Here is a 24,023-nt window from a genome sequence, read left to right on the forward strand (position 1 = left end):
CCTCAGATCTTCACGACGGCGCAGATTTCTTCCAGCCGGTGCGCCCACGTATGGTTCCGCCTTACGTAGCGCGCGCCTGCCTCGGCTCGGTCCAGATCATCCTGCGACGGGCCATGCCGAAGCCGCGAAAACAACTCCCGCGCCTCGTCATGCGTATCGATCACATGGCAGAACTCGCGGAAATACCGATCGACCGCGCGGCTCGCGTTGGTCACCGCGATGCCGCCGCACGCGAGAATCTCGAGCAGGCGCCGCGAGAACATCGTCTCGGAGCCCGTCACCGAATTCACATTGATCGAGATCGCATGAGACTTGTACACGTGCGCGGTTTCCCGATGCGGCACCTTGCCGTGCACGCGCAGCCCGTTCCTCTTCGGATAGCGGAACTCGAAGAAGCGCGACAGGCGATCGTGATTGCGATCGAACACGTTGAGCTGCAAATTGCTCTGCTCGCAGGTGTCGAACACCATGTCGAGAAAGCGGCGGCGTTCGTTCAGGATGCGCCGGTAGTAGCTGCCCGTGAAGCACGCCTCGTTGCGGACGAAATTGAAGCCCGAGAAATTATGCGACGCTGGTTGATACGGCATCACCAGCGTGTTCACCGGCACGTGCGCGGGCACCTGCTGCCGATATCGGTCGAGACACTCCTCGTCGGTCGTGAACACGTAGTCGAACACCTTCGCCACATCGATGAACGTGTCGAAAAAAGCACCGTCGTCCTTGTTCCAGAATACGGTCGGAACACCCGCGCGCCTCGCGAAGTCGACCAGGCGAAAGATCGCCGTCGGCTTGCTCAGCCGCATCAGCGGCGATTGCCGCGCCAGCTCGTAGCGCCAGCTCCCGTCCACGCCGTGAAACGCCGATTCGACGAGCACGAGATCGGGTTTCCAGTTGCCGATCACGTCCGCGTAGTTGGCAGGCGTCATGGTGCGCACGCGACACTCCGCCGACAGGCAGTCCGCCGTGAAGTAATCGGTAACGAGCGCAATCTTCAGACGCCCGAAGCGTCCGGCCTGCTCCACATCCTCTGCAACCGTCGGATAGTCGTAGACCAACGAACCCAGTTTTCTAATGACCCTGCCGACCATTTAACCCCTCACCCTGCGACATTGGCAGTGCATTCATGACAAATTCGCGCCAGCGGCGCTGTGTGGCCGCGTATTCTCTCGCCTGGTCACCGAACGCCGCGAGCGTACCGCGATCGGACAGCGCCGCATCGATCACCCGTGCCAGGTCGACCGCATCGCCGGCCTTGAAAAACCAGCCGGCCGGACTCGGACCCATTTCGTCGCGAAACACCGGCAGATCCGGCACGATCACTGGCTTGCCCATCGCGAGCGCTTCCACGAGCTTGATCGGCGGCACGATCTCGCAAACCTTGAACGGCTTGCGCGGGATGCACACCAGTGCGCAACGGCCGAGCGTCCTGCGCGCCTGCTCGGGCGAGGTCCGGCCCAGAAAACGAATCTGCTCCGACAATCCGAGGCGGTGGACCTGCGCTTCCAGCGCCGGCCGCGCCTCGCCCTCTCCGACGATCTCGACCCGCACCGCGCGCCCTTGCCCGTTCAACCGGCCGACCGCATCGATCAACGTATCGAGTCCTTCATAGCCGATCAACGAGCCCGCATATCCGATCGTGTCGGCGTCGATCTCCTCTGGCGCCGAGGGCGCAAACCGTTCGGGGTCCACGCAATTCGGCAGCAGATGCATCCGCTCGCCGGCAATCCCCCATCGGTCGCGCGCAAACCGCCCCAGTTGCGCCGAGATCACGAACAGCTTGTCCGCATGCCGGGCCACCAGACCCTCCAGCTGCAGCCCCTGCACGAACCCCTGCCGCCCTTCGTATTCGGGCATGCGCGAGATGCGCGTCAGCTCCCACAACCCGCGCATCTCGTATTGGAACGGAATGCCCAGTTGCCGCGCCGCCAGCAGAGCCGGCAGCGCGTTCACGTGATTCGACGCGGCATGAATCACCGCCGCGCGATGCTGCATGGCCACGCGCGCGATGACGGGCGCCGCCTGCAACGCATACATCAGCACCGGCCGGTTGTTGAACGGCGCGCTCGCATGCAGATACCGGACCTCGCTCACCAGCGTCTCGCTTCCGGCGACATCCGCCAGGCGATCCACGCGATCGCCGGGATAGCCGGGCCGCGTCAGCGGATGCACGCGACCGCCCGCAGCTGCCAATGCGCGAACGACTTCGTGCGTGCGCGTCGTATAGCCGCTCGTGTGATACGGCAATGCGCTCGCCGCCACGTACAGCATGCTGTCCGGATCGCCGACGAACGGCACGCCGCGCGAACGCTGCTTCAATTTGCGCTCGAGCACATGCGCCGTCAGTCGACGGCTCATCGCGAGCAGGGGCTCGGTCAATGCCGTCTGCAACGAATCGAGCATCGTGCTCATGCTTTTGCCGCCCCGGCCGCCTTCAGTTCGGCAAGGGAGAGATCGGTCGTATGCGTAGTCCGGATCTTGCCGCGGGACTGCAGGTCCAGGAATTCCGACGTCGTGATCACGTCGTAGTCCTTCGTGAGACGCGACAGGAGTTTCCGGTAGCCTTCGACGCGCTGGTCGTCCCGGTACGTCGCGTGCCCGTTCTCGTCCCAATACAGCAGCGACCACGAATGGAGCAGAAAAATCGAGAACGTCGGACTGCCGCTGAACGCGTCGAGCAGCAGCTTGCCCCACCACGGACGAAACCGGAAATACGGCGATTCAGGGTAAGTCAGGCGCGCCCACCATTCGTCCTTGCCGACCTTCGGCAGGATCTTCTTCTCCGTCATCGGCACCTCGATCACGCCGTTCGACCACTGGAACGGCAGATTCGTGGGCTCGCTGTAGTTGCACTGCCCGGCATGGACCGCGCACAGGGAATTATTGAACGACAGTCGTACGCCGGTGGACTTCAGCGCCCGGATCGTCGACGCATTCCAGCGAAATGAACCGGCACGATGCGCCAGCACCGGCTTGCCCGTTTCCGCCGCAATCAGCTCGCCGAAGTGGCGAATCACGAACTCCGCACGCGCATCGTCCGTGTATTGATTCATGTATTGCGGCCGCCGCGCAAGGCCGTGCTCGGCCCAGAACGAGTCCGGCAGGTATTCCGGATGCGTATGCAATTGAACGTCCTGCCCCGCCGCATCCAGCCGACGCACGACCTCCTTCGTTTCGTCGAGGTACGCATACGCGCCGCACTGGTCCACGAAGAACACGTGCTTGACGCCGAACTCGTCGCCGATGGAAGCCATTTCCGCGACCCCGGCCCGCCCCTTCTCGTGCACACCCCACATCAGCCGCTTGACGTGATCTTCCGTGGCGCGCTTGGGCAGCGCCTCGGTATCCACCGTCAATATGGCATAGCGATTTCTATCCATCATGTTCAGTTCACTTCCACCAATGCCTTCCAGTCTGCGTCGCTGGCCTGCGCCGCGGCCGGCGGCACGATCCGCGCCCCGCGATAGCGCCACGCGAGATACGCGCGCTTTCTTTCGTGATACGAACGATCGTCGCCACTCAATTCCGGCAGGTATTCCACCAGCCAGCCCAGCCGTGAATAGAAGGCGAAATCGGCTACGTCGGTCACCAGTACCGGCGCCAGCGTATCGTTGCCTTTCAGCCGCGCGGAAAAGCCTTCGCACGCACGGCGCAGTGCATCGCGCTCCGTACCCGGCGCCCAGATCAGCAGCGTGTTCGCTTCGGCCGAAACCGGTGCATGCTTCAGGGTCGGCAGCCACGGATATTTCGTCACGTGAGGCGGAATCACGCGCAACGTGGCCAGCACGCGCTTGGCACCGCGCCACGCGCGATCCTTCAGCGTGGCCGGCGGCTTTCCGGCGAGCAGGTCATGGCGCGTCAGCAACGTCCAGTCGGGCTTCGCCGCCAGCGCGCGCAACTCGCGCCTCAAGGTCCGGGTTTGGTCGATGATGCTCAATGCGTTCGCCTCTTGTCAGCAATCCTGGCGAGGATCTCGTCCGCCGCGAGCGACGCACCGTTCATCGGCACCGCGCGCCGCGCCGCAACGGGCAACATGCCCAGCAGCGCGTCGACGGCGGCCTTGCGCTCCGGTTCGGTCTCGCACGCCGAAACGACGGCCGGCATCACGTCGGCGACCATCCGCGCGCGGCGAACCTGATCGTCCACCAGTTGCGCGTTGGGCACCAGCAACGCAGGAACACCCGACTGCACCAGTTCGCAGCAGGTGTTGTAGCCCGCTGCGCCGACAAATGCATCGAACGCGCGCAGATAGCGCGCCAACGGATAGACCGAGACCGGCAACACGCCGGCCGGCAATTCGACGTCACGCACCGAGATGGGCGCCCGCGCCCACACCACCTGAAATCCGGCCGCCTCGAACGCGGCGATCAGTCCGTGCCCGATGCCGGCGACATCCTTCAGGTTGCCCGGGCCAAGCGAAAAGAGGACGAAGCGACCGGCCTGCGGCAGGCCAAGCGCGTCTCTCGCCGCTGCACGGTCGAGCAACTCGTCGTCCTCCAGCAGGCAGACCGGCGGAACCGTCAGCCGCGTGCCGCCGTTCGTCAGGGACCCGCGCGCCTCGGTCGCACCCAGTTCACCAGGCTGGATCACGAGATCGAACAATGCTTCGTCCACCGGCACCGTCTTGGTATCGGCCTTGAGCAGCCCGCGATTGGACCACACGAGGACGGGCGATCCATACATCTCGCAGGCCGTCAGCAAACCCTTGAACGGCCACGTTCCGTCGAATACGACCGCATCCGGGCGAACCCGCTCCAGCATCAAGCCCAGCCGCACGGCCAGTTCGCTGTTCCAGCCGAACGTCGAACTCGACGACCAGTAATGCGAAACGAAGTAGTCCGCTTCGAATCCCATCTCCTCGATGATCTCGATCGCCGACGCCAGCGAAAAGAAAAACGGGCGCGCGCGGCCCCTCAGGCGACGCGCGTACGCGAGGCAACGGTTCAGATGACCCATGCCCGAGCCGTTCACGTTGAAGAACAGGATGCGCGGCAATGCGCTCGCCGCGCGCGCCGCGTGACCGGACTTCGGGTCGATCATGCGTCGCCGCCGAACAAGTCGCGCGTGTAAACTTTGCCTGCGACGTCGGTCAGATCGTCGGTCAGGCGGTTTGCAACGATCACGTCGGCGGAGCGCTTGAACTCGGCCAGATCGTGAACGACCGACGAGTTGAAGAACGTCGATTCGTGCAATGCCGGCTCGTACACGATGACCTCGACGCCCTTGGCCTTGATGCGTTTCATGACGCCCTGGATGCTCGACGCGCGGAAATTGTCGGACCCCGCCTTCATCACGAGGCGGTAAATGCCGACGACCTTCGGCTTGCGCTTGAGAATGCTCTCGGCGATGAAGTCCTTGCGCGTGCTGTTCGACTCGACGATCGCGCGGATCAGGTTCTGCGGCACGTCGCGATAGTTGGCGAGCAGTTGCTTCGTGTCCTTGGGCAGACAGTAGCCGCCGTAGCCAAAGCTCGGGTTGTTGTAGTGCGCGCCGATGCGTGGATCGAGGCAGACGCCGTCGACGATCTGATGCGTATCGAGACCGTGCTGCGCAGCGTAAGTGTCCAGTTCGTTGAAATAGGCCACACGCATCGCAAGGTACGTATTCGCGAAGAGCTTGATCGCCTCGGCTTCCGTGCTGCCCGTGAACAGCGTCGGAATATCCTGCTTGATCGCCCCCTGCTTCAGCAGGCCGGCAAACGCTTCGGCTCGCTCGGAACGTTCGCCGATCACGATCCGCGAAGGGTGCAGGTTGTCGTACAGCGCCCGGCCTTCGCGAAGGAATTCGGGCGAGAAGATCAGGTTGTCGGTGCCGAGTGCCGCGCGCGTACGCTCGGTGTAGCCGACCGGAATGGTCGACTTGATCACCATCACCGCCCGCGGGTTGACCGCCATCACGTCGCGGATGACGACCTCGATCGAGCGGGTGTTGAAGTAGTTCGTGTCCGGATCGTAGTCGGTCGGCGTGGCGATCACCACGTAGTCGGCGCCGGCGTACGCGTCTTCCTTGTCCAGCGTCGCGCGGAAGTTCAGGCGCTTGTGGCGCAGGTAGTCCTCGATCTCGGCATCCTCGATCGGCGACTCCTTGCGATTGAGCATCGCCACCTTCTCGGGGACGATGTCGAGCGCCACGACTTCATTGTGCTGCGACAGCAGGACGGCGTTGGACAGGCCGACGTAGCCTGTGCCGGCGATAGCGATTTTCATGCGTATTTCTCACAGGCAAACACAGGAACATTCATCTCTTATATCTACCTTTACTTTCATCGACTGCTTACGGTGAAGCAACTAAAAATATCTGATCCCGAACCCCGGACCGAGCGAACGCCCACCGCTGCGAAACCCGTGACAGGTCAAGGTTCCAGCATCAGGGCGACTCGCGGTCCGTATGCAAGATCAAATCTGAAGTGAAATCACATGGAACAGCCGAGTTGTCGCAGTTGCGCGGCTTGTCCCTGTTATCCGCAGGCAAGCTAAACCACGTAACGGCATGCCGCTGCTTCGACTCATTGGCCGCCATATTCTCGAATCTCACCATCTGGACGTTAGGCACCGCACCTTTAGGTGCCTGAACCTTCCTTATGGCCGGTGACGGACTCCATACACCGGGAGAGAGCGCCTCCGCCACCTTCATCGACTTGTCGTCGTAGACGAGTGTCTTCGCACCGATTTCCGGCTGACTCACCTGCTCGATCAGGTGGCCGCCACTCGCCTTCACACCCGAGAAATTGATTTCGCCCTTTATGGTGCCGCCACCTCTCGGGTCCCAACGATAGGTCCATTGCGTTGCCGGCGCCGTTTTCCAGATTCCGTTTTCAAGGCGAGCATGAAACAGCTGCGTAGCCCCCTTTGAATCGAATTTCAAGTAAGAAATAACCGGTCGCCCGGCTTCATCGAACCCCAGCCGGATATTGTTCAGCAGGCCGCTCCTTTCCGGGATCTCATCCACGACTTCAGCCGACTTGGGTGTAATCGGCAAAGGAATGACGTCACCCGCACTGTTTTGCCACGTCTTAAGGTCACGACTCTTCGCGTAATTCACGTTGAAGTTCGTCTCGACGAAGTAGTTTTCCCGCCAGACCCACGCAACATGGAAGAACCCGTCCGGCCCGCGAACGTAATTCGTGTGGTACGCATTCACGGGTTTCTTCTCGGATGTGGGGGCGAAAATCGGACGATTTGTCCAGCGGACCCACCCGGAGTTTTCGAGACGGTTGACGAATTCCTCGCCGTCGCCGCTATGTCCGGAACGGTACGAAAACCCGAGCGCACCATCCATGAACCGGAAGAAATAAGGATACGTCGCCTGGGCTTCGTCCGATCCGATCATCGGACGCACGGCTTCCAGTCCCGCCAGTTTGTCCGGAGCGTCCATTCGTGCATATACGAGCGGAGAGGCGTGCATATTCCCGGAAACATGAAGTCGATTCGACCTGTCGAGCGCAAGAACGATCGAGTTGTGGGCATCCCACCCGACAAAGCGCGATGCCACCCGCGTCTTCTCAACCTCACCAGTGCACTTGTTTATCTGTGCAACCGACAGCCATCGATCCGCGTCGTAGTACGAAACATAAACAAATTTCTTATCTTCCAGCGCATCGAATTTGACACGCGAAGCGCCCCACACTCGATCGATCTTCAGATCCGGGGAAATCCCCGCGCACTTCGCATCCGTTGCATCAGCCGCCCACGATACCGAAGATGCCGCGACACTCAGCAAGACCAGCAATCGAACAGCAACGTTCTTCGTTTCCAAGGGTACCTCCTCTCCGAATCATCCCAAATCGCGCCGTACCCGGAACTCACCCAAGGCGGCGACCACACCTCACCACTGGTTTCGCCGGCGGTCGCCGCCGCAGACTCAGCCGTTCACCACCGATCCGGCCGCTTCGCGAACGCGTCCCATCTCGGCGCCCGCAAAGGCTGCTTTCACGAGTCCGGCGTATTCGGGATATCGCCGGGTCACGACATCCACACCCGCCTTGACCAAGGCCGTCTTTTCTCCCTTGAAGCTGGCCGTTCGAATGTGATAGACGAACGACCAGGGAGAAATCAGGTTGCGCCACCCAGCCTTGTAGGCACGCATGCAGAAGTCGTTTTCCTCTCCGTAGCCCCGCGGGAAACCCTCTTCGTCAAACGCCCCGCACTCGTCAATCAGCGCTCGGCGAATGTACATGCAGAATCCCGACCCGGTCGGCACCTCCGGCGGAACACATGCCTGTGTTGCCTGTGTCACGATGAGCGCATATTCGTCATGACTCAGATGCGCCGGACGCGGACAGTATTCGTTGAACTTCGGGAATGAAAACGCTCCTGCGTTATCACTCATCGCGGTAACGGTTGCCACCTTCTCGCGACTATAGGCGGCAGCTCGCAACCCCTCGAGCCAGCGCGGCGTTACAACCGTATCCGAGTTCAGCAACACGACGTCATTGTCGCCCGCCTCGCGAATCCCGCGATTTACCGTCTTGGTATAACCGATATTCACGTCATTCTTGAGGATGAGGACACCCGGCACACCCTCGAACTCTTCCAGCATCGGTGTGATGCCCGGATCAGGGCTGCCGTCGTCGATCACGATCAGCCGATCCCGGGTCAGATCGGTATGCTTCAGCACCGATTGCAGGCAGTCGCGAACTGCGGTGACTGCGTTATAGACGGGTACGACCACGGTCGTCGGTCGCGCATAACCGATCGCTCGTGCCGCGACAACGGCAGGGGTCTTGTTGTCACTCGGAAGCAACCCTTCCCGACCGAAGATCTTTGCATAGCCGTCCGAAAGCGCGGCCTTCAAATTGTCTTGAGTGAAATGCTGCTCGACAAACAATCGACCAGCCTGCCCCATTTCGGAAACGAGCGTGTCGTTTTCGCAGAAACGCACCACAGCGTCCACGACGCCGTCGATATCGCGGTAAGGCACGAGAAAGCCCGTTTTTCCGTGCTGCACCAGTTCGCCCAACGCACCCCAGTCGTAGGCGATAACCGGGCGGCGAGCAGCCATTCCCTCGGCGACTGTACGACCGAAGCTCTCGGCAAAGTGCGAAAGATTGAGAAGAACGTTCAGTTCCGACATCGCCTTGCGCGGATGTTCGGCATAGCCGGCAATGATCAGGTTATCGGGACGCGCACCAGACTCGACCTCTTCCTGCCACTTTTTGACCTGGGCATTCACCGGCCCGACCACCACAAAGCGTGCTCGCGGCGTCCGTGCCGCGGCTCGCCGCGCCACCTCGACGAAATCCTCCACGCCCTTCTTCGGGATATTCGAACTGACGATGCCAAACTTGATCGTGTTGCCGAACTTGTTCCCGAGTTCGAAATCGCTCAGCGTCACCGCATTGGGTACGTAAAGCGTCTTTTCCGGACGCGAAAACAATTGACTCGTGGCACGACTATTTCCAATCACCCAGTCCGAACGTTCGAATACACGCCCGATGATCTCGCTGATCGTCAGGCCAAGTTGTTCACGCAACGGATCGTCAAGCGAAATCAGCTCGCGCGAATGAACGACCCGCGTCCTGCCCATGCGCGTCGCGGCCTCCAGCGGCTCAAGTAGCACGATGGTGTTCGCATGCACGACGTCGACCGCGTGACGCGCGATGATGTCTGCAAAGGTCACCGTCAACCAAGCCTTGCTGTCCCGGTTGTTCTTCCACTGCGGATAGGGGAAGCAATATACGCCGAGGCTGCGCTCGCATATTTCGCGGATATAAACCTTGTTTCCGCCAGACGGCAGCGTCATCACGACATTGACGGATTGCTCGGCGAACGCGCTCAGCACATCCAGGAGACTCCGCTCGCCGCCGAACAGATGATGGCCCGAGATGTGCGCGCAGAGCATCACGGTCGGCCAATCAGGATTCGGTCGCCGCTGCCCTTCATGCCAGACAACCGAAGGCAGCGGCTTCCCATCCGTGATGGCGTCCTTGGAATCCGAAAGCGCATTTCCCGGCAGCACCGGTACATCCGTTTCTCTCGGATAAGCAGCGATCCCTGCAGGCAATACCTGGGGCGTAATGCCCGCGACGGATTCGGCGGCCGAAGCAAAGGCCTTCAGATAGGCGCGTCCCCAACGCTGGTCGGGTTCAAGATACGTGCCCTCCGCCCACTCGTTCCACGCGTTGACGAAGACGAGCGACTCGTTGCCTTGATTGAAACGCTGCTCCTGCTCAAGAATGCTCTTCATCCAGCGACGGAAGCCATATGGCGTCGCTCCGTGGAACACGCGCGCATCGGTCAGTCGGCGAGCGGTATTGTCCCAGCCCAGCATGGTTCCTCGGTGCACCGGCCACGAATAACCGTCGCCAAATTTCGCGACATCGCCCTCGACCACTGCCGAGTAATCGAAGATCTGACCGCCAAAATTCTTGTGCAGGTCGAGTACCTTGTCGCGCAGGTCCACGCGTTCCGCTTCGTGAGGCGGAAACAGCACATAGCTATCGAGCCGGTAATCCTCAGGAGAACCTTGCAACGTTTCCAGCCCGAATCGAACGGCGCACAGGTGAATCTCGCCCAGACCCGCCTTGCGGCACTCCTCTCGCCACGCGGCGGCGGTTTCCAGCCAGTTCGGGATAATCGAAATTCGATACACCATCATGACCGGCTTGCCGTCGTAACGAATCCAGCGTGGATCCTTCATCATCGGGATCAATTCCCGAATCAACGCGACATTGCTCTCGAGCGTATAGGTCTGCTCCATCAGCACGTGGCGGTTCTGGCCGTCCCAGTTCCGTGACCAGTTCTCGTTGGCCCAGCAAACGCAGAAACCCGTGTCGATATTCTTGGATCGGGCCATCTGCTCGATCGGATGATTCAGCAGCTTCTTGCCATCGAACCAGTAGTAGTAATAGCAGAACCCGTGAATGCCGAATTCGCTGGCCAGTTTGGCCTGCGCAACCTGTGTCTCCTCGAGACGCAGATCGTAGTATCCGAGTTCGGTCGGCACGCGTGGCTGATAATGGCCTCTGAACAACTGCCGAGCGCGTGTGACGTTAGTCCACTCCGTGAACCCTTTCCCCCACCACAAATCATTTTCCGGGATCGGGTGAAACTGCGGGAGATAGAACGCGATCGTCTTCAACGTCCGAGGACGAGCGGGTTGAACGGGCTGGACGCCTCTGCCCGCTTCGGGCTGGACAACCAGATTCCCGAGTCTTGCCAGCACGGACAACACACCGAGAACCGTCGGACGTCCGGGAAACCCGTTGGCAGCGTTCTTGTCGCCAACCAGTTCACTCGGCCAGAGTGCGGAAGCCAGCCCTCTCAGCAGCAAAGGTTTGAGCCATACTTCGGCTCCAACCGGCACCGTGATCGTCTCATCGGAAAGGCTCAGCCCGATGCGCGACAGCGCGATCTTCACGCCGTCGATCACGCGTTGATTGCCGCCCTCCTTGGAAAGCGAGACGAACCGCTTCGCGCGCATGCCCCAGTCTGAATCCGCGATAAATTCGGCCGCCCGGCTCGCGACGTCCGAAAGTTCGTCGTCGCCCTCGCCGGGCGCCAGCCACAGAACGGCCGCGTAGTCGTCGAATACGTTCGATCCGGCCAGTCGAAGAAATTGCTGGGCGTTCCCGTCACCATCGCCGTCACCCACGATCGTCACGGATGCCGTCAGGTTGCCGAAATTGACGTGCTCAACGTCGGAGAACCCGAGCACAAACAAATCGTGTCGCTGGCCGATGGCCGGAAGCGTCCGTCTCACACGCTCCCATGCTTCGTCGTTCATCGCATTTGCCACGACGGCGATCGAGGCCATGGGACGCAGTCCGCGCAACATGAACGCGTCCTTTCCCAACCTGAACTGCGGCTGATTGTTCCGATGGGTAACGTTCGACTTCGTAACGACGTCGTTGCCCCCTCGGTCCGGCCGAATCGTATCGACGGTTGTTTCTCGCTCGCGCCCTTGATTGATCAAATGGCCGAAGAGCCGAACGATTTCAGCATCGTCCGAACAGCGAAGATCCGTCACCCAATTGCGGAGCTCGACAGCGTTCGCCCCCACCGACAGGACGTCATGAAACAGCGCGCTCCGGCGGCTGTCCTGCGGCCGGTTTCCGTCGGCGGCACTCAACACCGCTCCCAGCGCCTGCGTCAGCTTGTCGATCGAAACCTTCGAAACGTCGTCATACTCGAACAGATCGGCCATTGCCGGCGAGTCGCACGCAAGGACGGGGACGCCCATCCCAACGGCATCGGTGAGCTTCGCCGGAACCTGAAACTGCGCGGCCAACCCACCGTCGTGCAGAAAGACGCAAACGTCAGCCATCGAGACGACTGCGGGAATTTCGGCGAAAGACTTGTTGGCGATGAATGCTGTCTGGCAACCACGGACCTGCTTGAGCGTCTCCTTCAGTGACTGATCCGGGAAGTCTCCGACGATTGCGAACAGGACATCATTCCGCCCGAGCGCAGCAATTGCTTCGGCGGTCTCAACCAGCCCCTTGTGCGGCCGAGGCGTGCCGAAGAACAGGACGATTTTCTTGTCCGCGGGGAGCCCGTATTTTTTCCGGCTCCTGGCCTTCAACTCAGGCGAAGGAACAAAGGCATTTTCGTCGCGAGCGTGACGAACGATCTGGCCTCCGTATCGATTCTGCAATGCAGGGTTTGAAACGGTAACCCCGTCGAACAGATTCACCATGCCGACGGCAATTCGCGTCCAGTCCTGTCCGGTCAGGTTCACCTTGGGAAGCTGCTGATGCTTGGCCAGATACTCAGCGATGCTGATAGGCGACTCAGCCTGGACAAACGCCAACTCCTCGTCGTCTACGTCCATCAGTACCTTCGCACCCCAGATCAGCTTGTAGAGCGCGCCAAACAGGACATTGGGGCCGCGCGGCTTCGAGAGATGCACGATATCGTAGGGATGCGCAACGACCAGTTCGATGGCTTGCTCGACAAATCGCGCCTCGTCCTCGACCAGGATGGCGTGCTTCGCGATTTCGGTTTCTTGTATCGGCCCCCAGATCTCTCGCCCGAACTTCGGATAGAGGCTGCCGATGATCTCGACGTCGGCGAATCGCTCATACAGCATCGCCAATGTATAGGCTCGCCCAGCCGAATTATGTGCAAGCTCCCAGCTGCAGACACCCACTCGCGGTCTGTCGGCCTCATCGCGACTCGTTCGATATCTTTGCTTCGCAAGCCCGAGGTTCGCCGACGCAATCCGGGCAAGCCCCGGCGTGGTGATCAACACCTCGGTATATTTCCGAATGGCTTCTTCGTACTTCCCCGAGCGCATGTATTCATTGCCAAGTGCGAGCGGCGTCTTCATATTCTTGTTCATCGCATTTAGTTATTCGTGAATTTGATGTCCAACAACGTGACTGCAGAGTTCACAACCTGACAGTCAAGGTCGTGTGCCGGCTGCTCGTTACGCTGCAACAACAGGCTGAGAACACTCTCATTTTCCCAGCGAGTTCGATCGATGATTGGCTCGGCAAAGCCGAGATCCTCATTCAGAATGAATCGTGTGTTTTTTTCCGACCAAAGGTAGTCGGGTGCCGCTAGAAAAGTCACCGCCATTCGACCGCGACTATGATCTCCGCGAGTGATGACGTATACGTTGTCGAATCGATCGACAACGACTTCTGGGCGACTTATCGGAATTTGCAGCGTCCCCTTCCCTCGCAATGCAAAAGGCTGAGTGCGCGCGGATATGATCTGATGTCGCCATTGCGCACCATCGAAGTACAAATGCTGATACTGCGGAATTCCGCCCGAATCGTCCGCGTAGAAAACAATGTGCGGACGATTTCGGCTGTCCAGTGCCATGCTGCACTGGTTGATCAGATTACTTCCAGGCGAGATCGGATAAATGATTTCAGCATTTACCTGAGTGATCGGAAGTTCATAGACTCGCCCCTTTGAAGTCTGCCAGGTGACGCCGTTATCGAATGAACATGCGTATCCGATATTCACGTTGTTGATGAGGTTTTCCTCACCGAGCGTATGCGTGCGCCATACGAAGCTGAGATGCAGGCTTCCGTCGCTGCCGATGGCAGGATGGTTCCAGTAAGCGTTGCTCGTCCATGGCTTCGACTCCCTGCCGCTCAGAATCGGCAAGGGGCGATCCGACCAACTCTCGGTCTCTTCGTCATAGACCTTGAGGCGAGCGTCTCCGCTATCGTGCACGCCGTCACGATAAAGCAAGACGAGCGGAAACCCGTGATGCGGCTCAACGAAGGTCGGATATGTCACCCGTTCCTCGGACGTCCCCGTCATCGGAAGCTCGTCCGTCCATCCGCTGATATCGTTGGCCCGGATGCTTCGGCGATAGCGCAATCGCGTAGCGTGATGCCCGTAACACAGGTGGATATGACCACTCCGGTCGACGCCAAGGCTAATACTGTTGTGTGCGTCATTCAGGTCGTACGCACCTTCGACATCATGGCTCTCGATCGCTTCCGTCTTCAGATTGCGCTGAACAATGCGCAGCGTGCGTGAATCGACATAGAACGCAGTAATCTGCCAGTCCAGATGGGTCAGGATTCCGTGATGCCGGAAAATGACGGTATTGATGGTGTTACCCGCCCACGCCTCACCGAGATGGCGCTTGGACAGCGTGACGACCTCGAACGCGGAATTCGCATGAGGAAGTCCGCGCAGTGCACCGCTTGCGTCACCGTCGAGATAGGCGGAACTCATGCCAAGCTCCTGGCATTGTTGACTGACTCGCGCTTTAGTCAGCAGCACCTTGTCCGACCCAGGCGCACCGACCCTGATAGACGATTCGAAATGTTTCAATGCCCGGGGGAAACTCCCTGCGACGACAGCGGCACGCCCCAGGCTGTTATGGACACCCGCGACGAGAATCTGACAAAGATGACGCTCGCTGACGCCCCAGTCCCGAGCCAGCCGAACATACAGCTTGGCCTCGGCGAACCTCCCGAGTTGCAGACGCCCCGATGCCGCGAGCAACGCCAGCTTGGCTCGCTCGGGATGGTGTTGCAGGGTGGCGCGCTCCAGCCTGGCGAGGCTTTGCCAATCGCCAAACTGCCACTGGGTACGGGCTCGTTCTAGCAAGTTCTCGTCGTAAGGCATGACGGTTTGCTCGGGCCGAACCTCGACAATTTCGGCCGGCCGCGCACGTTGCTGTGCCAGTGCCTTGTAGCGCACGTTCACCGACTTCTTTCTCATAGCTCTGGCTCTCGAAGCAGGATGTCCTTGATCAGCTCAAGCTGCGCTTCCGCTCGAATCATCTCTTCCTGCACCAGCCTCTGACGCGCCTTCAACTCCGCATCGCTCTCCTGCTGATTGTCGAGTTGCTGTTGTAACGCGTTGATTCGCTCGACGTGCTCCGCCACCAGTCGAGAGGACTCGCCGTGCTGACTCATCAAGGTCGATTTTTCATCTTCCAGCTGGTTCTTGGCCACCTGCAGAAGTTCGATCTCCCGATTGCGCTCGACCTCCTGCTTGACGGTATGTTCATGCCGCTCCGCCAACGTCTGCCGCTCACGCTCGGACACGATATTGGCTTGCTTGAGCGCCTCGAGTTCGCGCGAACGCTCGGCCGCACGCTCGCTGGCATCTTGGAGCTGGGTCGTCAGTGACGAGGTTTGTTGTTCCAGAGCTGCTTTGACCTGCGTCAGCAGTTCAATTTCACGATCGCGCTCGCCCATGTGTTTGAAGACGTCTTCGTACCGCGCGGCCAACGCCAGATTTTCGCGTTCGAGACGGGCCCGATCCTGTGCAAGGACATCGACTTCTCGCGCCCGTTCGGCCACCTGCGCCGCAATCTCCGCCTGATGCTGTGCAGTCAGCGCACTTATTTCCTGCTCCAGTCGCGTAGCCATCTGCTCGAGATTCGCGACGTGCCGCGCCTGCTCGGTCGTCTGCCGGAGCGTCGCCTGGTGCCGCCTCTCCAGCGCCGTCTTCTCCTGTTCGAGCCGCATCGCGACCCGTTCCAGCGCTTCGACCTGCCTTGTTCGCGCAACCACCTGCGCGCTGATCTCGTCGTGTTGCGCCAATGCAGACAGTTTTTCCTGTTCCAGCTGAGCCCAGGCCTGCTTCATGGTCTCGACTTCCAGGCTACACGCCATCAGTTGCTCGATCACTTCCTCATGCATGGCAATCGAGGCAAGCAGTTCTTCTTCCAGTTGCGTTTTAGCCTCCGTCAGGTCGCTAACGTCCTGACAGAGTTCGCCGACATGCTCGACGTTTCTCTCATGCTGTTCGATGAGCCTGGAGCGCTCCAGCCCGAATCGCACTTCGACCTGCCTCAGGGCTTCAACTTCCTGCGTACGCTCGGTCATCTGTCTGACAGCATTTTCGTGGCGAGCAATAAGCTCGGACTTTTCTCGCTCGAGGCCAGATTTTTGTTGTTCGAGGTCTGCTCTTTCTCGTTCCAGATTAGATTTTTCTCGTTCAAGGCGCGCGTTGGCCTGTTTAAGCGCATCGACTTCCTGGTCTCGGACGCTGGAATGCTCCAACGCCTTTTCCGGGTGCGTTGCCAATGCTGACTTTTCCTGCGTCAACTGAGCATTGATCCGCGTCAGCGCCTCAACTTCTCGGTTACGTTCGGCAAGCAATTGCGCGCTCTCGTCACGCGCTCGAGCAAGGCCGTCCAGTTGCTTCTCGATCTCGTCCCAGTGTTCAGCGAATCTGGCACGCTGCTTCGCTTCGCGTTGACGAGCGTGCTTGGCCTCATAGCGCAACTCGCTCGCTTGGCGAGCCTCCGAATCGCTGAATTTCGTATCCGACGGCAGGATGTCCAGCAATGCCTCCGCTTCGGCAAGGCTGCCAGCCTCATGAAGCCGGAAGGCGAGCCACTTCAGTCGAAACGGCTTCGGCTCCAGCGAGTATGCGCGTCGCGCTGCCTCTGCCGCGCCAGCGCGATCGCTATTCATCAAATGACGCCCGAGCGTCGTATAGCCATTCGCGCGCGCGACCGGTGAAATGGAGTTGCCGGCCATCAGCTTTTCCACCGCCTCGAAGCCACCCTCGCCGTATGCGGCAATGACCTTCGTAAACGCCTTCCCGCCCAGCACTTCGGGAGGCGATTGGCGACGATAGCTGCGCCAGATCTTCCCGAGCGCGCCGGGTACGGAGAACAACGTCTTCGGCGAATCGACGCTTTGAATCAAGAGATTCCCGAGCTTGATATTCAGGGCGTTTTCCCTTTCAAGCCGGTGAACCTTTCGCTGCGCGTTCACCAGCGCACGCAAGCGCTGATTTTCGGCCAAGGCATTGTGCAACTCGTCATCGATCCTGCCCGCGACCGGCACGACATTTCCCAACGCCCCGCTCGACCAACCTTCTTCCGCAGCTCTCTTCTGCTGATAGTGGTGTTCGAGCTCTTCCTGAACCTGGTGAAGTTGCAGTAGCAGAATCTCGTTTTCCTCTTTCATTTCCTTGAGGCGAGATTCAACATTGACCCCGGTGGTCGAATTTTCTTGTTCGATCATTGTTTTATGCCCTTCCAAATACCGCGAGTATCGATGAGCACCTTTCGGTCGCTCCAGCCAGGTTTCACGCTTTTGAACTCAGCGTGATCAACCAGCAAGACCAATATGTCGGCTCGCGAGATTGCGTCGTCTAGCGTTGCCAGAACCAATCCCGAACTCGCCAAGCGTTCCGGCATCTCTGCGAGATTCGGCTCTACTACCATGACCTTGCCGGGATGGTTTCGGGCCAGAATTTCGGCAATTTGCAGCGCCGGACTTTCACGCAAATCGTCGATATCCGCCTTGTATGTAATGCCAAGGCACGCGATGCGGACATCGCCGCGCGTAGCGCCAGACCTCGTCATCTCGACAATGGCCTCGCTCACCTTGCGAATAACCCACTGCGGCTTGGCATCATTGACATGACGAGCGGCCCGGATCAACGTCGACTCGTCCGGCGCGCTGTCCACGATGAACCAGGGATCGACGGCGATGCAGTGCCCGCCCACGCCGCAACTGGGCTGCAGGATATTCACGCGCGGATGCCGATTTGCCAGCTTGATGAGTTCCCAGACATCGATGCCCTGCTTGTCGCAGATCATCGAAAGCTCGTTGGCAAAGGCGATGTTGACATCACGAAAACTGTTCTCGGTCAGCTTGCACATCTCCGCAGTGCGCACGTCCGTGACAATGCAATCACCTTGCACAAATGACTTGTAGAGTGCGACGGCTGCGTCGGAACACGCGCGCGTCATGCCGCCGATCACACGATCATTGACAACCAACTCGTGAACGATGCGCCCGGGGAGAACCCGCTCGGGACAGTAGGCGATACGAATATCCGACACGTCGCCCGCCTGCTGCGGAAAACTGAGGTCGGGACGCATCTCGGCCAGCCAATTTGCCAGCATTTCCGTCGTGCCTACCGGTGACGTCGATTCGAGAATGACGAGGTTGCCTTTGGAAAGCACGGGAGCGATCGACTTGGCAGCCGATTCGATGCAGCTCAAATCGGGCCGGTGATCCGGCGTCAGAGGTGTCGGTACGGCAATGACGAATGCATCCGCCGGCTCGGCCTGCGTCGCCGCTCTCAGATAGCCGGCGCCCACCGCCGCCTGGACCAGGATGTCCAGTTCAGGCTCGACAATGTGGATATCACCACGGTTGATCGTATCGACGACATACGGCGATACATCGATACCAATGACCCGCCGCTTGCGGGAAGCAAATAGCGTTGCGGTCGGCAAGCCGATGTAGCCAAGACCGATGATTGAAATGGTATTCAACGTGTGCTCACTAGAATATCGCGGATGCGTTGCGCAGCCTTGCCATCGCCGTACGGATTCGCCGCTCGCGCCATCGCGGCATAGCTCGCCGGATCGTCAAGCAGCCTGGTTGCCTCCGCAACGATCACGGCCTGATCGGTTCCAACAACCTTTGCCGTACCGGCCGCAACAGCTTCCGGTCGCTCCGTCGTCTCGCGTGTCACAAGCACGGGCTTGCCCAGGGCTGGCGCCTCTTCTTGAATGCCACCGGAATCCGTGATGATTAGTGCGGCCCGATTCATCAAGTAGACGAATGGCAAGTAATCCTGCGGTTCGATCAGGAACACGCCAGGAATATTTGCGAGAAGACGATGAACCGGCCGCTTGACCCCGGGATTGAGATGCACCGGGAAAACGATTTCGACGTCACCCCGCTGCGCGATTTCCAGCAGCGCGAGACAGACGGCCTCGTGCCCTTCGCCCAGATTTTCCCGGCGATGGCCGGTAACAAGAATCAAACGCTTTTCCGAATTGAGGAAAGCGAATCGGGTATCCAGTGCCTTGCGCTGCACAGCATCCTCGTGCATGCCGGCCACGGTTTCCAACAGGGCATCGACGACCGTATTGCCCGTAATGTGGATGCGATCTTCCGAAACACCTTCTCGCAGGAGATTGTCACGCGCATGCGATGTCGGAGCGAAGTGATACGTCGCCAGCACGCTCGTCAGGCGGCGATTCGCTTCTTCAGGCCACGGAGCCGACATATTCCCGGTGCGAAGGCCTGCCTCCACGTGACCCACACTGATTTGCCGATAGTGTGCCGATAGCGCCGCGGCGAGCGTTGTCGACGTGTCGCCCTGTACCAGCACCAGATCCGGACGAGCATCGCTCAACACGGAATCAAGGCCTGCCAATGCCCTGCTCGTCATGCCCAGAAGGGATTGATCCGGGGCCATGACGTCCAGATCGTAGTCGGGACGAACACGGAAGAACCCGAGCATCGAGTCGAGCATCTGCCGATGTTGCGCAGTCACGCAGACTTTCGTGTCGATCTCCGGATCCTTCTTCAGCACGTTGACCAACGGCGCCATCTTGATGGCTTCCGGTCGCGTTCCGAGCACGATCAGGGTTCTCATTGCCATCCCCGATCTCAATCCACGTGATCCATGATGATGCTTTCCAGCAGCTTCACCACGCCGGCCAGCGCAGCCGCAACCAGCAACGTGACAAATGCGTTGTAGAGCCGTCCCGGCTCCGTCGGATAGCCGGGCTTGGTTGGCGTCTGAATGATCGAGACCATTTTCAAGGTCCGCGCAGCATCCATCCGCCCCTTCTCCAAGGCCGCCAGGGCTGTCTTGTACAGATCCTGAGCGAATCCAACCTGCATTTGCAGACGCTGGAACTCCTCGACGGTGTAGTTGAGCGTATTCCGCGACGGCGAGGCGAGTTCGGCGCGCTTCTGGACAATCTGTTGCTCGAGTGCATTGAGCGTGTTCCTGAGCATCACGACCGTAGGCTGATTCGGACTCAGGGACGCAGGCAGGGCCGACAGTTGGGTCTGAACATCGGTTTTTTGCGCTTCGAGCTTGTCGATGATCGCGTTCAGACTCTCCACCGTTGCCTGCGGAGCGACGAGGCCTTTGCGATTCTGAAAGTCGATTACGGTATGCGTTGCATCCAGAAGCCGGTCGTGCGCCGCTCTCACTTGCGTCGCCAGGAAATCGACTTGCGATTGCGCCAGCTTATGCCCGATCTGGTTCATGTGAGCCTCGCCCTCATGAACCATCAGCTTGACAATCGCCTGTGCCATGTCGGGATCGTATGCCTGCGCTCGAATATGCAATACCCCGCTATAGTCATCGTATTGAACATCAACGCGCGACAGCCAATACTGATAGAACCATTCGGTCGGCGCGTTTTTGAGCCACATCCGCGAAATGGGATCACGGCGCCAATTGCTGAAATGCGAGCGCAAATCCAGAGAAGCATCAAGCTTCTTGAGCATGTCGAGCGACAACAGATATTCGCGCAGCAGCAACTGATCGGCACGGTTCGGTCCGCCGGCACCCGGTACGATTGACGATACATCCACCCCCGGATTGCTGATTTGATCGGTTGTCTGGATGATGACGTTGGCCTCCGACACGTAACGATCAGACGCGATCAGCAACCAGTACGGAATGGATAGCACTGCGTAAATAAAAATCACCTTGATAATCAGGCGAAAGATCCGGACAGAGCACACGACATCCTTGGCCTTTCTAAAAATGGCCACCAGCCGAGCGATGACGCCCCCTTTCCCGATGGATAGCTGCTTGTTCATGCAAAAATATTTTCCTTGTATGCCCGCAATGCCTCGTCGAGATCATCGAACCAGGAAGCGCGACCATCATTAATCCAGATTCCCGACTGACAGAACTGCCGAAGCGTGCTTTCGTCATGAGAAACCATGATCACACTCGCCTGGCTTGTTTTTCCCTTGAATGCATCAGCAGCTTTCTTTCTGAATTTCGCATCGCCCGCGGCCGTGACCTCGTCGGATATATATACGTCGAAGTCGAATGCGAGCGACAATGCAAATTGCAGACGCGACCTCATCCCCGACGAATAGGTTTGAACCGGTCTGTCGAAAGCCTCGCCCAACTCGGCGAAATCCTGAATAAAGGCGAGCCGATCCCTGAGTTCGTCCTGCCGACCGTGAATTCGGCAGACAAATTTTGCGTTCTGGCGTCCGGTCAGCGTTCCCTCGAGCCCTCCCGCTCCCATCGGCCACGACACACGGCACAACCGCTCGACACGCCCCTTGGTGGGATGGTCGACGCCACCGATGATGCGCAACAACGTCGACTTCCCGGCGCCATTCACTCCGATCAGCGCGACGCTTTGCTTTGGCGGTATCGTCATGTCGATCCCGCGCAGCACCCACTTCCCGACACCGTGTTCGGTCATGTAACGCTTATGGACGTCCTCAATACAGATCATCGCGTCACCAATTTATTAGAAAAGCGACGGTACAGCGCCAGACCCAGCAACATGGAGCCAAGAGCCCACCCGTAGAGATAAGTCAGACTGACGCTGGGTGCCGTGTGATACGAAGGTAAAAAGCCAGTCCGTACCAACTCAAGGCCATGCACGACCGGGTTGACCAATAGAATGTCCCGATATGGATTGGGTATCGACATAATCGGAAACAAGGCACCGGAGATGTAATAAAGCGGCAAATAAAACAACTTGAAGACGTGATCCACCTCGGGAACGAAATTCATCGCCACCGACGTGACCAATCCAAGTCCCAGACCAAACAGCCACAGCCCCAGAAGGCTCGCGATTGCCAATAGTGGATCCGCCGGAAGCAAGACCGGATTAAGCAGATCAGGCGTTATCACGCGCCCCGCAGCAAGTGCCGCCGCGATGATGATGATCGAGATCGGAACCATCAGAAACAGCTCCAGCACCGCCCTCACGATCGCCGCATCAAAAGGCTTTACCTGCCGGTAAACAAAGAACGCGTAGTTGCAATCGATCCCGTGCAACACCTGGATCCACGTGCGGCGCCAGAGCAGGAAACCAATGAATCCCGCGATAATCCACATGGTTATCGCGATCCCGCCGACCTCGTGAATCCGGAAGGTCGTATATCCGAACGCGTGTATCGCGATATAAATCACGGGCTCCATCAACAACCACAACCACGCCGCACGCGCCTCGAACAACCGATCCAGTGCCTCGCGCAGGAACATGGCTCTCCAGACGGAGACCGTGACCTCGAACGGAGTACGCACCTTTCCCGACATGGCGCCTTACTCCAGTTCCCGATTGAGCGTCGCCGCCGGGCTGGCCACCATCACGACGAGCGTAAGGAACTTCTTGAATTCAACCTCGGGCGAGTTCGAGACGTAAATCACGTCGCGATTCTGAATCGGGAAGTTCTGCGTCACGAAGAATGCGGCGGGATCCCGCAGGTTGATCTCGTAGACCACGGGCACGGTGCCATTGATGGCCCTGACCGTCTTGTCCTTCGCATCGACCAGCTTCGCGTCTTCGAACCGGAACACGAACACGCCGCGCGCATCCGCACGGCTGTCGTTGAGCCCGCCCGAACGTGCGAGCGCCTGGGCCAGCGAAATGCCTTGTGCTTCGAACGGAATCTCGTCGTTCTTGCCCGTTGCGCCCAACACCGAGAAGCTCTGCGACTGGAAGAGCGCCGTCACGACATCGCCCGGCTTGAGCACGACGTTCTGGTGCGGATCGCGAATGACCGAATCGAGCGGCATCGTCGCGGTGACACTGCCTCGCGAGAGCTGCACGGCCATGCGGTTGACCGACTGCTTCACGCCGCCGGCAAATGCCAGCGCATCGAGCAGACGCTCGCCCTTCGGGGTCAGCGGCATCAGCGCGCTCGTGTTGACTTCGCCTACGACCGTGATGTTCGACGCATTGTTCTTGGTAACGCTGACGAGCACCTGCGGCAGGTTCGCCTTGCCCTTGAGATGGCTGACGATGCTCGCCTCGATCTGCGCTGTCGTGCGCCCTTTGACCAGGATCCGCCCCGCGAACGGAATGGTGATCGTGCCATCCGAAGCCACCATCTGGTTGGGCAGCGTGACGCTATTGGACGTGCTCGTCGTCATCGGCTGCGCGGGCGCCAGCGTACTGAACAGCATCGCCGGCGGTGCCTCCCAGATCGTCACTTCGATGACGTCGCCCGGGCCGATCAGATAATTGTTGGTAACCTCACTCTGAAAGATGTCCGCGAATTGGCCGAGCTTCTTGCTGTCGGCAAGTTTCCTCGCCAACGTATCGTTGACGTCCACCAGTTGAATACCTTCGATCCGCCCGCCTGTCTCGGGCACTTCCTGCACTTTCTGGCGAGACGCGCCGGACGCGGGAATCCAGTCCGGGAATGTCCCACACCCCGAAAGCGCCAAGGCGGCAAGAACGGAAATTGCCAATAAACTCTTTTTCATGGATCTTGAGGCCAAGACTTTTTACTATTGATTTGCCAGCGTCATTTCCCGGGCGCTCAATCAACGCATCCCCCGAACACCCGGTCGCTCTTTCATCAGTCGATTAGCTCGATCAGGCCATCGACCTCTCAAAAATTCTTCACTTAAATTTGCATTCTTTCGGCCATTGGCGACCGAAAAAGCAACAAATCCCCTCTCTGTGACAGCAGACGAAATTGTGACTGCATGTCAATTTCCGCCACGGATACAGGCTCGATGGCAAACGAACTTCAGAAAACCACGGGAAATAACCAAAACAACGGCGCGCCTGAAAAACGCGTCCGGCCTTGCCAGCCGGCTGTCTGCGCCTGTTATCGGGGTGATCGATCCTTCTCAATCAATCGCACTGTCTGCTTAGGTTCTCTCAACTTACAG

16 protein-coding genes are annotated in these 24,023 nt (G+C 59.3%); all 16 read right to left on the bottom strand.

What is annotated here, in order from left to right; all coding sequences use genetic code 11:
• Nucleotides 1-2: 2 nt before the first annotated feature.
• The 16 genes from DIE08_RS17030 to DIE08_RS17105 all read right to left on the bottom strand — a co-directional run bounded on the left by DIE08_RS17030 (nt 3) and on the right by DIE08_RS17105 (nt 23,609).
• Nucleotides 3-1,088, bottom strand: a complete 1,086-nt coding sequence (locus tag DIE08_RS17030; RefSeq protein WP_124902614.1) for a glycosyltransferase — start codon at nt 1,086-1,088, stop codon at nt 3-5.
• On the bottom strand, nt 1,069-2,409 hold the full coding sequence (locus tag DIE08_RS17035; RefSeq protein WP_311768947.1) for a glycosyltransferase: 1,341 nt from the start codon (nt 2,407-2,409) through the stop codon (nt 1,069-1,071). The genes DIE08_RS17030 and DIE08_RS17035 overlap by 20 nt, the downstream gene beginning before the upstream one ends.
• Nucleotides 2,406-3,380, bottom strand: a complete 975-nt coding sequence (locus DIE08_RS17040) for a polysaccharide deacetylase family protein (protein ID WP_124625028.1) — start codon at nt 3,378-3,380, stop codon at nt 2,406-2,408. The genes DIE08_RS17035 and DIE08_RS17040 overlap by 4 nt, the downstream gene beginning before the upstream one ends.
• Nucleotides 3,381-3,382: 2 nt before the next feature.
• Complete coding sequence (locus DIE08_RS17045; RefSeq protein WP_124902616.1) at nt 3,383-3,934, bottom strand: hypothetical protein; 552 nt, start codon at nt 3,932-3,934, stop codon at nt 3,383-3,385.
• Nucleotides 3,931-5,037, bottom strand: a complete 1,107-nt coding sequence (locus tag DIE08_RS17050) for a glycosyltransferase (RefSeq protein ID WP_124902618.1) — start codon at nt 5,035-5,037, stop codon at nt 3,931-3,933. Before DIE08_RS17050 ends, DIE08_RS17045 begins: the two co-directional genes overlap by 4 nt.
• A complete protein-coding gene (locus DIE08_RS17055; protein WP_124902620.1) occupies nt 5,034-6,203 on the bottom strand; it encodes a nucleotide sugar dehydrogenase in 1,170 nt (389 codons plus the stop codon). Before DIE08_RS17055 ends, DIE08_RS17050 begins: the two co-directional genes overlap by 4 nt.
• Nucleotides 6,204-6,363: 160 nt before the next feature.
• Complete coding sequence (locus tag DIE08_RS17060) at nt 6,364-7,752, bottom strand: BNR repeat-containing protein (protein ID WP_124902622.1); 1,389 nt, start codon at nt 7,750-7,752, stop codon at nt 6,364-6,366.
• A gap of 105 nt (nt 7,753-7,857) precedes the next feature.
• Complete coding sequence (locus DIE08_RS17065) at nt 7,858-13,278, bottom strand: glycoside hydrolase family 99-like domain-containing protein (RefSeq protein ID WP_124902624.1); 5,421 nt, start codon at nt 13,276-13,278, stop codon at nt 7,858-7,860.
• Nucleotides 13,279-13,283: 5 nt separating this feature from the next.
• On the bottom strand, nt 13,284-15,131 hold the full coding sequence (locus DIE08_RS17070) for a BNR repeat-containing protein (RefSeq protein WP_124902626.1): 1,848 nt from the start codon (nt 15,129-15,131) through the stop codon (nt 13,284-13,286).
• The gene (locus tag DIE08_RS17075) at nt 15,128-17,398 is read right to left on the bottom strand and encodes a hypothetical protein (protein WP_124902628.1); all 2,271 of its coding nucleotides are present in this window, start codon (nt 17,396-17,398) and stop codon (nt 15,128-15,130) included. The genes DIE08_RS17070 and DIE08_RS17075 overlap by 4 nt, the downstream gene beginning before the upstream one ends.
• Entirely contained in the window at nt 17,395-18,663 is a 1,269-nt protein-coding gene (gene wecC / locus DIE08_RS17080; RefSeq protein WP_124902630.1) for a UDP-N-acetyl-D-mannosamine dehydrogenase, read from the bottom strand. Before wecC ends, DIE08_RS17075 begins: the two co-directional genes overlap by 4 nt.
• Nucleotides 18,660-19,778: a non-hydrolyzing UDP-N-acetylglucosamine 2-epimerase gene (wecB, locus tag DIE08_RS17085; RefSeq protein WP_124902632.1), complete on the bottom strand. Its 1,119-nt coding sequence runs from the start codon at nt 19,776-19,778 to the stop codon at nt 18,660-18,662. The genes wecC and wecB overlap by 4 nt, the downstream gene beginning before the upstream one ends.
• Before the next feature lie 14 nt (nt 19,779-19,792).
• The gene (locus DIE08_RS17090; protein WP_260436538.1) at nt 19,793-20,965 is read right to left on the bottom strand and encodes a chain-length determining protein; all 1,173 of its coding nucleotides are present in this window, start codon (nt 20,963-20,965) and stop codon (nt 19,793-19,795) included.
• The gene (locus DIE08_RS17095; protein WP_124902634.1) at nt 20,962-21,624 is read right to left on the bottom strand and encodes an ABC transporter ATP-binding protein; all 663 of its coding nucleotides are present in this window, start codon (nt 21,622-21,624) and stop codon (nt 20,962-20,964) included. Before DIE08_RS17095 ends, DIE08_RS17090 begins: the two co-directional genes overlap by 4 nt.
• Nucleotides 21,621-22,436 (bottom strand): ABC transporter permease, encoded by an 816-nt coding sequence (locus tag DIE08_RS17100; RefSeq protein WP_124902636.1) that lies wholly within the window; start codon nt 22,434-22,436, stop codon nt 21,621-21,623. Before DIE08_RS17100 ends, DIE08_RS17095 begins: the two co-directional genes overlap by 4 nt.
• 6 nt (nt 22,437-22,442) lie before the next feature.
• Nucleotides 22,443-23,609, bottom strand: coding sequence for a polysaccharide biosynthesis/export family protein (locus DIE08_RS17105; protein ID WP_124624992.1), 1,167 nt, complete (start codon nt 23,607-23,609; stop codon nt 22,443-22,445).
• Between the last annotated feature and the right edge of the window lie 414 nt (nt 23,610-24,023).

This window comes from Burkholderia sp. Bp9004, assembly GCF_003858025.1.
GTDB lineage: Bacteria > Pseudomonadota > Gammaproteobacteria > Burkholderiales > Burkholderiaceae > Burkholderia > Burkholderia diffusa.